Origin of the sequence: Streptomyces sp. NPDC001231, assembly GCF_042896885.1 — a bacterium.
GTDB lineage: Bacteria > Actinomycetota > Actinomycetes > Streptomycetales > Streptomycetaceae > Streptomyces.
This window is the reverse complement of the sequence record NZ_JBIAXS010000017.1, coordinates 124,385-137,144: the sequence shown is the minus strand read 5'-3', so window position 1 is coordinate 137,144 and position 12,760 is coordinate 124,385. Positions and strand designations below refer to the sequence as shown.

The window sequence follows — 12,760 nt, the reverse complement described above, 5'->3', positions numbered from 1 at the left end:
GTGGGACGTGCTCGCCGCCGAGCGCCACCGCAGAATCGTCGCCGAGATCGCCCGGCTGAAGTTCGTCACCACCGACGACCTGACCACGCTGCTCGGCGTCTCCCACGAAACGGTCCGCAGGGACCTCGCCCTGCTCGAAGGGCGCGGCGAGCTCTCCCGGGTGCACGGCGGCGCCACCAGCGCCCAGGCACCGGTCGGGGAGGAGGCGCCCTTCAGCGAACGCAGCGGCAGCCTCGCCCTGGAGAAGGAGACCATCGGCCGGGCGGCGGCGGCGCTCATCGAGCCGAACCAGACCGTCGTCATCGACGTCGGCACCACGGCCCTGGAGGTGGCCCGCGCACTGCCCGCCGACCACGCCGGGGTCATCGCCACCCCGTCCCTGCTCGTGGCGGCGGAGGTCAGCACACGGTCCCGGGTGGAGGTCCTGGTCAGCGGCGGGCGGCTCAGGGCGGGCGACCTCGCCTGCTCCAACGCCCAGGCGGTGGAGTTCTTCGGCAACCTGCGCGCGGACGCCGTCTTCCTCGGGTCCGGCGGGATAGCCCCCTACGGCCTCACCGACTTCCACCTCGACGAGGTCGCCACCAAGCGGGCCATGCTCGCCAACGCCTCCCACCGCTATGTGCTCGCCGACTCGAGCAAGTTCGGCCGCACGGCCGCCCATCGCGTGTGCGAGTTGGACGGCTTCGACACCCTCATCACCGACCAGCCCTGCCCGGCCGATCTGCGCACCGCCCTCACCCGGGCCGGGGCGACGGTCGTCGTGGGGTGATCCGCCCGGACTTGGGCCGGGCCCGCACGGCAGGGGCCGGCGGGCCCGGGCCGCCGCCACGGGCGCCAGGGATGGGGCGCCCGGAGCGGAAGGCGGGGCCGGACTACCTGCAGAGCTCCAGGCCGCGGCTGATGACCGCGTCCAGGGAGATGTTCTTGCCGGGGTTGTTGGGGTCGCCGGCCCAGATGGGATCGGGGCCGGGGTGCTTCTGCCGGGCGCGGCTGTTGAGGCCGTAGGTACCTTCGGCGGTGATGAAGGTGACGGCCTGGTCGGCGCAGGCGAGGTTGCCGGAGGCGACGGTGAACGGCCAGGGGGTGATGGTCCGTTCGGTGATGTAGCCCGTCGAGTCGTCGTCGCCCTGGGTGGTGGCGGACGCGGCGTTGTCGGTGGTTTTGCGGTCGGCGGTGCCGGTGCCGTCGGTGCAGCCGGTCAGGGCGAGACAACCGAAGACTGCGGCCGCAACGGCGGTGACACGGATGCGCATGATCCCCCTTGGACATGTCGTGGGGCTGGAAACAACATCATCTGGCTGGTTAACAACAATGGCGGATGTGATGTCGGCTCTGTGATGGGATCGTGACGGTCAGTTGACGCGGCGGCCATGGGCAGGGGTCCGCGGGCCGGCCGGACGGGGGGCGGCGGTCCCGCCGGGGGGCGGAGACGACGCGGGACGATTGGCGGCCAGGGACGCGCGGTGGCTCATCTTGTGCGGTGCCGCATCGGTCGATACAAGACAGCCGGAACCGTCTCCCCGGGGGCTCCTCACGGTGCGCCTGACCTGCGATTTCCCTGCGACCTGCACGAATAACCAACGGTTCGGCCCGTGGCGCCCCGTCCTGGCCCACCTCAGGCCGTTTCAGCCCGCCGTCGTGTTCCCGCCGGAACACCGCGCGGGAACCGCGAACGCGTAGTGCCCCGACCAGCCCGTACCGCTCCCGGGAGCCACGAGCCCGTGCCGGCCGCAAGGTTGACCGAATTGGATGGGTGGGCGGCCCGCGGGCGGGGCCACCCCTGGGTCAGCGCTCGGGCTTGGGGGGCCGCTGCATCAGCGCGGCCGCGGCCTCGTCGAGGGTGACCTTGTCGTGCAGCAGAGCGGAGATCACTTCGGTGATCGGCATCTCGACGTCGTGTGCGCGGGCGAGAGCGAGGACTGCCCTCGCGCTCTTGACGCCCTCGGTGGTCTGCCCCGTGGCGGCGGCCTGGTCCACGGTCGGGCCGCTGCCGATGCGGGCCCCGAAAGTGCGGTTGCGGGAGAGCGGGGACGTACAGGTGGCCACCAGGTCCCCCAGCCCGGCCAGGCCGGCGAGGGTGGCCGGGAGGGCACCCAAGGCCGTCCCCCGTCGGGTGGTCTACGCCAGGCCCCGGGCGATGAGTGTCGCCAGGTTCCCGTGCGCGGAGAGGCCGGGAAGGGTGTTGCACTTCAGGACGGCGACCCGGCCGTCCCAGCCTGCCCGCTGGCCGATGACGCGCTGTCCCTCGAGATCACCCTGCTGCACGTCGCCTCCCAAGCCAACAGGGCAGAAGGATCACATCGGGTGCCGCCTCCAGGCTTCACGTGGGCGTGGTGAGAACGGACGCGATCGGGAACAGGCCCGGGTCGCCGTGGTCGTTCTCCGGGACGTGCTGGTGGCCGCAGTGCCCCCGGAAGTCCTGCCACTGGGCGGCGCTCATCCGTTCCTCGTTGGCAGCACCGTAGGAAGACGGGTAGGGATTCCAGGTGAGGCCCGAGGCGAGAGGCACCCCGTGGACATCGTGCGCCCAGCGGGCGAACGCGGCCAGACCCTCTACCGCCCAAGGAGGGAGCTCGGGCATGTACAGGTGCCGGATGCCGGCCTGATCCCAGTGGACGTGTGTGTCCGGGTCGCAGGTGCCCACGATTTCGACCTGCGCCACGTTGAGGGTATTGGTGCCGACCTGCGTCCGGTGGTGCACCAGGGCCCGGGCGGAGCGGTCGAACGGGAAGTGCTGGAACCAGTCCAGGCGCTCCGCCGACCAGTTCGGGACCGCGGTCAGCGTCGGCGCCATCGACCCACCCGCGTAGCCCGGTAGCCCAGTGCTCTCCGTCGAATGCCAGACGATCGTGTTCACGTGCATCGGGTCGCCCGGGAAAGCCGTCTCGTACCAGTGGCTGGTGGATGCCCCCGGGTACAGTTCGCCATCGGCCGGTGCGGATTCCAGGGCGGAGGCATGGTCTATGCCGGGCCAGAAGTCCGCCACCACCGACTCGTCGTAGCCGGGCGTGTTCTTGTACTGCTTGGCAATGGCGCCGGCCGGGATCGAGGCCACACCGTCGTAATGCGCCACCCAGTAGTTCGGCTCGGTGACCCCCACCGCGCGGAACGCGGCACGCACCGCGGGCCACATGGAGAGGTTGCAGTACACCGTCAGCTGCTTGTTGGGCGTGCTCGCCATCGTGTGGGTGCACCACAGCACGGCCTGATCCGGGGTGGCATCGCCCAGCTCCACGTCCAGAACCTGCGCCTTGGTGGTGTACCTCACCGCGATCGACACCCTGATCGCATGCGGGAACCGCGCCGCCATCTCCCTCAGGTTGGCGTAGTGGCCGTCGGCGTACCCGGCGACCATCGAGGCACTGTCCGGGATTTTCCTCGGTGTGACCCCGTCGTACATGAACCGTGTCATGCCAGCCTCCTATCACTACCGCCGCGCAGCGCCTGGTGGGCTTCGTAGATGAGCTGCTCGCCCAACGCGACGCCATCGTTGGGGTGTTGGCTGTTTCCGCCGTTGCTCCACGCCTCGAGCCGGCCGGACTCGATGACCTGCTTGCGGGTGCGGGAGCAGCAGCTCCAGATCCCTAGACCTTGCTGCCGTTCCCGTCCGGGTTGGACTCCGTGCCGGTTAAGCCTTCGAGGGCTGGCCGGACGGGGAGCGGTTGCCTTGGCCGGTGAGGACCACCAGATGGTCTATCCGGCTCAGAAGTGTGATGTCCGGTGCCATCTGGCACCTCCCGCAGATTGCGCGGACTGGAGGGAAGAGGCCCCGCCCGGGGCGGCGATGACCCCCTATTACCACCGTAGGACGCAACCCCATACCTCGCTCGGCGGCGCCGCGCTCGCCGAAGTCCCCGCCCTGTACGCCATGCAAGCGAACCGAGGTGCCGGTGGCTCCGTCCGGGATGTTGTGGCCTGGCGCGATGAGAGTCTTCCGCACGGTGCGTACGTCCTCGTCGGTCTTGCCGAAGCGGACGTTCGACAGAGCGGCCATGACGGCTCACTTCTTTTGGGCGCCCTGGGATCGCCCAGTGGCACGGAACGGTTTGGCGAGTCGTCGAATAGCCTGTCTGGGGCGCCGTCAGTGCCGGCTCGCGCAGTGCATCGCCCCGGCGTTCTTCGTAGGCGCCGACCCGTGATCGGACGGTGGAAACTGACGTATTTTCACGTCGATTTGGCCCAGTCGAGGTCGGCCCAGTGCCCCGCCTCCTGCGGATCCGGGAGATCGGGGCGGTAGCCGGGATCATGCTCGCGCCGTAGTCTGACGCTCGCATGAACCAGCGCATCCTTCGGTACGGGACGTGCGCGTCGGCCCACCAGGCTCCACAGCCACCCGTTGTCGTGGATGGGCGCATCGGCGAATTCCTCGGTCAGGGCGCAGGCTTCGTCGTACGCGTCGGGGACGAAGTCCAGCTCCTGATGGACGCCGTCGACGATCCATTTCAAAGGTATGGAGGAGAGCAGCGGCGTGCCGTCGGCGTGTGCGAAGGTGCCGCCCACGTCGGAATGGACCCCCGCGAACCAGACCTCTTGGGCCGTATCCCGCAGATGACCTTCGCGTGATGTGACGAGATATTCGCGATAAGGGCGGCGCTTTTCATCGAGGGACACTGCATGGCGGATGCGGGCTGCGTTGGGAAGTTGGTGGGTGTAGGGCCAGCACAGACTACCCAGGCGGAGGAGACCAGCTGCCTTAACTGTGTCCCATATGCCGAGATAAGTGACCGGCAGGGCATGGTGTGAGACCTGCCGCGGGCTGTTCTGTTTCACCGTGGCCCATAGTGGCTCGGTCTCGGTCCGTCGGCAGAACGCGCGCGAGAAGCGGGCGATCTGCTCCTGACTCGTCCCGATGTCCTGATTGAATGCATACTTCCCCACGGCGTAAGCGACCAGGTTCTCCGAGCCGGGGCGCATGAGCCCGGGTTTGTTCAGCATTCCGACGAGTGCGCGAGCCGTGTACGCGCCACGGCTGAAGCCGAAGACGTACACACGGTCGCCCGGCTGCCAGTGCTGCATCAAGTAGGTGTAGGCCTCGGCAAGGTTGGCCTTCAGCCCGGTACCGAAGGCCAATCCGCACATGCGGGAGAGTCGGCGGCCGATCGGTCCGCGCGCGGTGGCCGACGACATGGTGCCTACCCCCGGGTCGTAGTAGAGCAGCTGCCTTTCGGGGTGGTCCGCCTCGAGCATGTCGAATAGCTTGACCACGTTGGTGGGATGACTGGCACCCACCTGGTTGCCCGACCCGTCGAGGCAGATGACGAGGCTGCGCGGCATGTCCGCTCCTCGCCTACCCGGAATGACGGGAAGTGCGCCGCGGTGCACGTGCCCGTCGCGACGAGCTGACCAGCGGGCCGGAGGCGGTCCGTCGTTCGGGCTCGATCTGCTGGGCGAAGGCCTGCAGTGCAACTGGACTGTTGGGCGGCAGCACCGCCATCTTGCCCTGTTCCTGCGCGTCCAAGAGCGCCCCTGCAGCCTCGCTGGCCTCTGGAACGTGGACCAGGCGGACGTGACCATCGCCCGAGCCTCGCCGGTCCACCGGCGCGACGGCTCCGTGAGTCCCGTCGGGCAGGGTCACCCACAGCGCGAAGTCTTCGTACCGGACGAAGTCCGCCCCCTTTACGGGCCATGGGTAGTGGTGCTCCCCGGGAACCTGTGGCAGAACTCCCTGGTGGTTACCGTGGCTCATCGGCACACAGGCGTTGAACAGGCAGTCAGTCCACCGTTCGACGGCATCCGCGTCCGAGATCGGAGTATGCAGCAGGTCCTCGGCCTCTTCGTACCCGAGGGCCGCCAGGGCAGGCAAGGTGAGTGAGAAGGCGTCGACGAGCTCAGCAGCCTCCCTGCGCAGCCGGTCGACCTTCGACGGCTCGGCGCAGAATTGCATGCTCCACTCGATGCCGACCCTGGCGCGGTACATCCGCCAGCCACTCTCTCCCTTGACCCACAGGCTGCCGCCGTGGTGCATCTCCCAATGCTGAGCGTCGGTCGGACGGGGCCCGTAAGGGAGGTCGTCATTGTTCATCTCGGCGAGAATCTTGCGCGCTGTCTCCTTGGCCGCGCGGAAGTACGCCGACTCGTAACGCTTGGGATGATCGACCAAGCGTATCTTCCAAGGGTGGTTCTCAGACTCCACGCCGCCGAGTTGCAACCCGGCTGGAGTCTTGTGCGGTGCTGCGGCACCGGCAGTGGTCATGCTGGGTCACCTCGCGCCGGTCGCACGGGCCTGCACGCGCCGGCCCGCGTCGCCGAGTTCCCTGGGTCCAGGGTCCCCACCCACTCCAGTGATGCGGTGGTATGGCTACTACTTCGCAGCGTAATCCTGCTGTTGAGGCATCGCAACTACCGTGAATGCCAATTCCGACGTTACTGCCGTTGATGCTCGTTCAACAATATGTGCCAGATGACAATGAGGTCCCTGTCGGTAACTCAGAAGTGAAATTTTCATGGTCAACGTCCGGAACATGAGTAGTCGAAGCCTCGGAGAAGGGGCTCTTCCCAGGCCTGCACACGGTGATTTGGGTTTCGTGAGCGATCAGCCACCTTGAGGTGCCCATCGATGCTGCGCACGAGCCGTTCACCGCGTAACACCGTGTCGAACGGTGCTACGCGGGCCATGACTTGGGCCCCAAGCGGTCGAAGGTCGCAGTTCGGTTGCGGGGTGCTCGGGACGGAGTAGCCTCGAATTGATGGATCCTGCCTGATTCTGGAGTGAGACGATGTTTCTCCGATTTCTGCGACTTCGTAAGCCGCGTCGGCTCGTCCTTCTCGGCAACAACCGTCTGATCCGGGGCTTCAGCGGTGGATTCTACGACGGTCACGGATACCACGCCTGACACCGGTCGCGAGGGAACGCTGGAGGATGTGCGGTGGCAGAGGACACCGATGCCCTGGTAGGCATGGCAAGCATTCTGTCACCGCATTGCCGTGTCACCCGGATGTCCAATGGAGCGCTGATCGCGGACTGGAAGCGGACGCGTTTTCTCGGGATGACGTCGACGGACGTGCAGAAGTTCAGTGAGGGAGACCGTGAGGAACGCGCTGAACTTGTCGCCTGCCTCATTCGGGCCGGCTGCGCGACCCACCGCCGAGAGCAGCCTTCGGACATCGGCATCGGACTTTGGTTGCGCGGAGTGCACCTGCTGATCCGGATCATGGGATTCGGGCGCGTCCTTCGGATGTTGTCCTTGGCAGCTCCGGATTACGTCCGTGCGGACCTTCCCGATACGGAAGAGGTCGGACGCCTGAAACGGGCAGTGCTGTCACGCAGCCGCAGAAGCTGGCTTGTCAACGGCGACTGCAAGTCGGAGGCCGTGACGGCCTTCGTCCTGCTGCGGCGGCGCGGCCTGAAGGCCGCACTCCACGTCGGGGTGCGCGAACACCCGTTCGCCCTCCATGCCTGGACGTCTTCGGGCGGCCTGTGCATCCCTGACGCCGATCCGCGCGGGCACGCATTCACACCGGTGCTCACCATCGACTGCGGAGGACAGTGACTTGGAGGCGCTCCGCCTCGAGTGGGCAGGGGGAACACCAACGCTCTGCATCGCCGAGGCCATGGAGCGCCGGGGACTCGTGACGACGGTCTCTTCGCGGGCCGGCACCGCGGCCGTCGTCGGCTGGGTCGGATCGGCGCGTGACCGAGTGGCGGGCGCACGCGGCCTCCTCGACGACTTCGGCCGACAGGGACCGGCCCCTCCTCTGCCGACCGGCGACTACGCGGCCGTTCTGGTGTGCCGCGACCGCATCCTTGTGATGCGGGACGAACAGGCACGCATCCCTTTGTTCTTCAGGGAGTCAGGTGGCCGCGTGAGCGCCGTCAGCACCTCGGCCCGCTCCCTGGGCAGCGTCACGGAGCTGGAACCTCGCTACTTCTGCCGTTACCTCACCGGGAACATGGCCCAACCGCACTCGGACGTCACCCCGTTCACCGAGGTACACCGCGTCCTCGGCGGCGAGGTGGTGGAGCTGTCGCTCAACGGACGGATGCGCGGTCGGGTGCTGCGACGTGGACGTCAGGCCCACGACTCGCCCGTGCCGACAGCAGACGGGCCCCACCCCCACCTCCGTGAAGCCGCGAAGGACCTGCGTCTCGCGCTGGAGAACTCTGTTGGGCGCCGTATGGGGACCATGACGGCATGTCACGTCTCCGGCGGCGCGGACTCCACCAGTGTCGCGTTGCTCGCGGCACGTCTGCTGGCCACGGGACGAGGCGGACCCGGAGATCTCCTCCTGCTCGCCGGGCGCTTCGCCGACGGAGAGCTGGCAGGGGAGCAGCCGTACCTGGACGTGGCGTTGGAGGAGATCCGCCGTCACACACCCGCGGCCCGCCCGTTGATCGTCGATGTCGACGACGTCGCCGACTTCGACGACTTCGAGCACCACGCGGGAGACGCGGACGAGCCTCATGCGCACGCCTTCCGCGCTCCGTTCTGGGCCAGGCTTCACGCCGCTGCCGCGGAACTGGGCTGTGACACCCTCCTGACAGGCTGCGGTGCCGATCCGATTGTCGACGCCAATCCGTTTCACCTGCACAGGCTCGCCCGCACGGGACAGCTCCGACAGATGACCAGGCAGGCACGTGCCTGGGCCGCAGGTAGCGAGCGGGGCTCGCGGGAGATTGTCCACGCCTACGTCGTACAGCCGACCCTCCCGCTGGCAGCCGAACGGATCACAGCACTCGCCCGCAGCGGAACGGTGCTGGGCGGCCTCGGCAACTTCAACCGCCCCCGATGGCTGCGATCCGGATTCGCGCGGGTTCACGGCTACCGTGAGGCCAGCATCGCGGAGAGCCGCTTCGTATTCGGACGCAAGCCGGAACAGTCGCTCTACGACGCGGCCAACTACATCGCCGCTCCCGACCTGCTGTCGTGGCACCGCGCGCGACAGGACGGATTCTTTCTCTCGCACCCCTTCCTCGACCCGGAGGTCATCACCACGATGCGCCGCCTGCCTGTCGAAGCCACGTTTCATCCGAGCCGTCCCAAAGAGGTTCTGCGTGTGGCCATGACGGACCTGCTCCCGGCCCGGATCCGCGGCAGGACGGTCAAGATTCCTTTCAACGATCTCTATGCCCGCGGCTTGCGGACCCACGGCGACGAACTCATCGACCTGTGCCGCTCCGCTCGGCATCCGCTGATTGCGGAGATGTTCGACGTCGAGATGCTCTGCCAGGCAGTACGAGAGGCGCAGCTGGGCACAGGGGACTCATACGCCTGCGATCGTGTGAACAGCTCGCTCGCCCTGGTGATGTGGCTGGAACGACTGGACCGGCGCTCCAGCGCTCTCGGCCCGGCCGCTCCCGTCATCGCTGGCTCTTGATGTCCCACAGGGTGCGTTTGATCGGGCCCGTGACGACGTCGGCAAGACCGTACCGGTTCCGCAGTTCGCGTAGTTCCTGTCCGGTGGAGTGGTGGCCTTCCTCGCCGTTTCGCGCAACGGCTGACGAGACATTTGAGCCGTGCGCACCGAATTGCCAGTAGACGGTCACGTAGCGCGCGTCCCTCGTATGCTCGTCGATCGCGTTGTTCTCATGCACCCTGGCCTGGTGGACGATGGTGTCGAGGCCGTACTTCTCTTGATCCTTCACCCATGCGGGTACCTTGCTGTTCTCCTTCCAGGAGTACGCCTTGAATTGAAGCGGTGGCTCGAGGTCGAGCCGGTCCTTGCGCGCGAGGCTCGCGCTGGCATAGACCGCCACCTGGTCGTACGACGTGTCGATGGGCAGTTGCACCACCACTCGGGTGGTGAATACGTCATTCGACTCGATCCACTCTCCGTAGGGCATCCATGGTTGTGCCTCCACCAACTGACCGGGCTGGTAAAGCTCCCTACGAGAGAGCGGGTTCACTTCATGGGAATCGGCCCACTGCTCGGCATCGGTTCGCCACTGCTCGCGGAGCCGGTCCGTGGGGCTCAGTGGCACCCGTTCCCCCATGGCGTGGAATTCGGTGCCGAGTACATAGAAACCCACGGTACCGTGATTCTCGATCGTGATGTCGACCGGTACGGCGAATGCCTTCCGATCCTGACGCAGCACAGGCTTTCCCAGGGACAATTTGAGGAGAGGCCTGGTCTGACGCTCGTACGGTTGAAAGAGGTTCTGGTAACCGAAATTGGCGATCGCGATGACCGAGGAAACGATCAGCGCCGCGGCCACTCGCTTCGGGGCGGGGATCACGACCGATGTCCGCCACACGGCGAAGACAGCCCATGCCGCACCCGCCGCGAGCGCGCCGAACAGCGCCGGGTAAGTCGGGGAATCGCCGTCCTTCGCTGTCTCGACCAGGAGCAAGGTGTTGGTCAGAAATGCCGCGAACGCGCCGATCAGCGCGACCACGCCGGAGTAGGGGAAGCTGCGCCAGAACCAGTGGTCCAGGACCGCGGCAGCACCCAACAATGTGGTGAGCGCGACCGCGATGAGGACCGCACCGGTGATGCGCCCGGGGAAGGTCAGAGCATGGATGAAGTCCTCAAGGCCGAACCAACCCAGCAGAAGAGTCGTCATGAGGAGGACCAGCAGGATCACTGCCATGGCTACCCGGGACCGCGGGGTTCTCGGTGGCGGCCGACGCACTTTCAGGTGCGAGCCGGAGTAAGACTTGGGGGGAGTCCTCATGCAATATCATCTCCTGCGGCCACCGGCCGTTCGCGATGTTCCTGCTGTGCCGGCGGTGACGACCGACACGGGACCAACAGATCCGGTGCCATTGAGCGCACGCTTCGCCGTCACTGGGGGCACTGCACGTATGAAGCGCGGACCCAGGAGATCTGCCGCCGTGCCAAGGGCTCGAGCACCATCGTCCGTGGTGATCCATCGGGGCGCCAACCAGAAGCCTCTGGACGTGGGAGCTGTTGGCACTCGCGTCTTCTGAGTCTGTTGCGGGGATGGTGGCCCACGCCCCCGCACGGGTGAGGACCTCGTAGTGCTCACGGGTGGTCAGCCCTCGGCGGGCATCCGGACGCCAATGGAAATAAAGTGCTCAGTATGGACGCAAATAGTAATAAAGGCCAGCAGGGCGCCAGTGAAGGGGGACAAAGCGATGACGCCGAGCGCCGGGCGACCGAGAAATTCATCAGCGACCTGCTGGCTCGCGGCGAGGCGGTCTTCGAGGGCGAGGAGCCTACGCCCAAGACGACGCACGTGATCAAGCGCGAGGACGACGGACGGCTCACCGTCCGTCGTCTGCGCTTTTTCCACTGATTGTTCAGTCGAAGCACCGCCTGACCAGGGCAAGACCCTCGCCGGTCGCGCTCCGCGTGATCTCATGGGTCTTGAGCCGGGAGGGGTTGTCGTCGACGAATGCCACGTCGGAGCGGTGCTCTTCGGGCACGTGGACCCGGCCGCGTCGGAAAAGGTCCTCGAGGAACGACGTCGCGACCAGTTCGGGGTCGGCAGGGCGCACCGAGCCGCCGGCGGGATCGGAGCCCGCGATGCCGAAACGTCGTTCCTGCGCCGGAGCGGAGAGGGTGAGTGGCTGGGTGATGCCGTACGTCGTCCCCTGGACGGTGACGGCCGTCAGACCCTGATCGTCGCCACCGCCCGGCGTCGCCTCGGCGATTCCGGCGCCTCGGCGTGCCACCTCCGGCTCGGTGATCGACGCGGCAGCCTCCAAGGAGAGAATGCCGTGACGGATGAATGCCGAGCGCAGGGACTGACCGTACTTGCCGCCGTTCCGGCGCTGGTCCGCGGCGATCATGTGACCCGCGACCTGCGCGTAGTAGGCGGACACCACGGGCGCGGCCACGACAGCATCCACCAGCAGCTGTCCCGCGATCTCGGCCGCCTTGGCCAGACCGGCCTGGTCCTGCAGGTTCTGTTGCCGGAAGATCCCGGCGACGATCTTCAGGAACGCGCCGCTGAACACCCGTGAGAACGAGTGCGGCTCGCTGGAGAGCGTGTTCGCGGGTCCGTTCGGCAGCAACTGCACCGGGTCGCGGTAGAAGAAGCTGTTCGCCAGGTTGCGCAGGCAGTCCGGGTCGACCGCGTTCGGGTGGCCCTGGCGGATTGCCCAGCCCAGTTGCTCGGCCATCCTCGACAGCCGAGAGGACACTTCGATGTCGCCCTGTGTCTCGGCCAGTACCGCGATCCGCAGCGATTCCAGCCGAAGTGAACTCAGCAGGGCGCTGATGTCGCCGAACGCTTCGTGCAGGGCGGCCGTCTCCGCGCTCGCCGCGTTGAACAGCTGAGGGTGCAGAGCGTCGAGGATCGCGTGCCCCGTCTCGTGCTCGACGACCTCGTTGCTCTCGCATGCGGCGACGGTGACGCCTGCCACGGTGCGGCGGAAGAACCACAGGCCTCTACGGTCGTAGAAGGCGTTGAGGTCGTCTCCGGCGTTGAGGTGCGCAGTGAGGACGCGTCCGACCTGCGGATGCCACTGGGTTCCGGTCGGAACCAGCGGTCCCCAGGTCTGGCAGGCCCTGCTCAGCGAGTCGGCCGCCACCCAGTAACGGAATGCCTCGGTACCGGGCCCCGCACTGTCCGGCTGCGGTGCGGCTTCCGCTATGGCTGTCGGGAAGGGCTGTGTATCGAGCTGTGGAACGGGATGCGGTACGGGCATGTTGACCTTCGGAGGAAAACCGGGGTCGTCCTCGTACACCAGAACCGTCGGGATAGCTTGCTGTTGCTGCACCGTCACGGCGCCTCCGTGAGAGGGGAGAGAATGCGGATGCTGGAACCCCCACAGGAAACTTCTGACCAAGATTCCCTCATGTTCAGTACGAGGCCCCAGTAGTCCGGTGTCAATCCGGACATGGGCCTGCGGGG

At 67.0% G+C, this 12,760-nt stretch carries 10 protein-coding genes and 1 pseudogene; 4 read left to right on the top strand and 7 right to left on the bottom strand.

All coding sequences use genetic code 11. The annotated features are described in order from the left end of the window. The first annotated feature begins 7 nt into the window (after positions 1-7). Positions 8-769: a DeoR/GlpR family DNA-binding transcription regulator gene (locus ACFY3J_RS21755; RefSeq protein ID WP_384181886.1), complete on the top strand. Its 762-nt coding sequence runs from the start codon at positions 8-10 to the stop codon at positions 767-769. 103 nt (positions 770-872) lie between these two features. Here ACFY3J_RS21755 and ACFY3J_RS21750 read toward each other — a convergent pair whose 3' ends face one another. From ACFY3J_RS21750 to ACFY3J_RS21730, 5 genes and pseudogenes are all read right to left on the bottom strand, one after another. Further along, the gene (locus tag ACFY3J_RS21750; RefSeq protein ID WP_390841518.1) at positions 873-1,253 is read right to left on the bottom strand and encodes a DUF2511 domain-containing protein; all 381 of its coding nucleotides are present in this window, start codon (positions 1,251-1,253) and stop codon (positions 873-875) included. A 532-nt stretch (positions 1,254-1,785) separates the two neighbouring features. Further along, positions 1,786-2,160, bottom strand: a pseudogene (locus ACFY3J_RS21745) (NAD(P)H-dependent glycerol-3-phosphate dehydrogenase); the annotation flags it as partial. A 160-nt stretch (positions 2,161-2,320) separates the two neighbouring features. Continuing rightward, entirely contained in the window at positions 2,321-3,412 is a 1,092-nt protein-coding gene (locus tag ACFY3J_RS21740) for a hypothetical protein (RefSeq protein ID WP_384181889.1), read from the bottom strand. A gap of 752 nt (positions 3,413-4,164) precedes the next feature. Next, positions 4,165-5,274 (bottom strand): DUF2235 domain-containing protein, encoded by a 1,110-nt coding sequence (locus ACFY3J_RS21735; RefSeq protein WP_384181891.1) that lies wholly within the window; start codon positions 5,272-5,274, stop codon positions 4,165-4,167. Between the two features lie 13 nt (positions 5,275-5,287). Further along, a complete protein-coding gene (locus tag ACFY3J_RS21730; protein ID WP_384181894.1) occupies positions 5,288-6,193 on the bottom strand; it encodes a DUF6424 family protein in 906 nt (301 codons plus the stop codon). Positions 6,194-6,866: 673 nt separating this feature from the next. On the opposite strand from ACFY3J_RS21730, the gene ACFY3J_RS21725 reads away from it, so the two are divergent. Together ACFY3J_RS21725 and ACFY3J_RS21720 are read left to right on the top strand one after the other, a co-directional pair. Beyond that, on the top strand, positions 6,867-7,490 hold the full coding sequence (locus ACFY3J_RS21725) for a lasso peptide biosynthesis B2 protein (RefSeq protein ID WP_384181897.1): 624 nt from the start codon (positions 6,867-6,869) through the stop codon (positions 7,488-7,490). Between the two features lies 1 nt (position 7,491). Then, positions 7,492-9,315 carry an asparagine synthase-related protein gene (locus tag ACFY3J_RS21720; protein ID WP_390841517.1) on the top strand — a complete coding sequence of 608 codons (1,824 nt, stop codon included), beginning with the start codon at positions 7,492-7,494 and terminating at the stop codon, positions 9,313-9,315. On the opposite strand, the gene ACFY3J_RS21715 is transcribed toward ACFY3J_RS21720, so the two are convergent. After that, positions 9,299-10,528, bottom strand: coding sequence for a hypothetical protein (locus tag ACFY3J_RS21715; protein WP_384181903.1), 1,230 nt, complete (start codon positions 10,526-10,528; stop codon positions 9,299-9,301). The genes ACFY3J_RS21720 and ACFY3J_RS21715 overlap by 17 nt on opposite strands. A 453-nt stretch (positions 10,529-10,981) precedes the next feature. Between ACFY3J_RS21715 and ACFY3J_RS21710 the strand changes: the two genes are divergently transcribed. Further along, complete coding sequence (locus tag ACFY3J_RS21710) at positions 10,982-11,197, top strand: hypothetical protein (RefSeq protein ID WP_384181906.1); 216 nt, start codon at positions 10,982-10,984, stop codon at positions 11,195-11,197. 4 nt (positions 11,198-11,201) lie between these two features. Here ACFY3J_RS21710 and ACFY3J_RS21705 read toward each other — a convergent pair whose 3' ends face one another. Further along, positions 11,202-12,632, bottom strand: coding sequence for a hypothetical protein (locus ACFY3J_RS21705; RefSeq protein WP_390841516.1), 1,431 nt, complete (start codon positions 12,630-12,632; stop codon positions 11,202-11,204). Between the last annotated feature and the right edge of the window lie 128 nt (positions 12,633-12,760).

Bases quoted from the DNA above. Each gene is read 5' to 3' on its own strand.
- ACFY3J_RS21750 (WP_390841518.1), bottom strand. From the start codon at position 1,253: ATGCGCATCCGTGTCACCGCCGTTGCGGCCGCAGTCTTCGGTTGTCTC.
- ACFY3J_RS21740 (WP_384181889.1), bottom strand. From the start codon at position 3,412: ATGACACGGTTCATGTACGACGGGGTCACACCGAGGAAAATCCCGGAC.
- ACFY3J_RS21735 (WP_384181891.1), bottom strand. From the start codon at position 5,274: ATGCCGCGCAGCCTCGTCATCTGCCTCGACGGGTCGGGCAACCAGGTG.
- ACFY3J_RS21730 (WP_384181894.1), bottom strand. From the start codon at position 6,193: ATGACCACTGCCGGTGCCGCAGCACCGCACAAGACTCCAGCCGGGTTG.
- ACFY3J_RS21715 (WP_384181903.1), bottom strand. From the start codon at position 10,528: ATGGCAGTGATCCTGCTGGTCCTCCTCATGACGACTCTTCTGCTGGGT.
- ACFY3J_RS21710 (WP_384181906.1), top strand. From the start codon at position 10,982: ATGGACGCAAATAGTAATAAAGGCCAGCAGGGCGCCAGTGAAGGGGGA.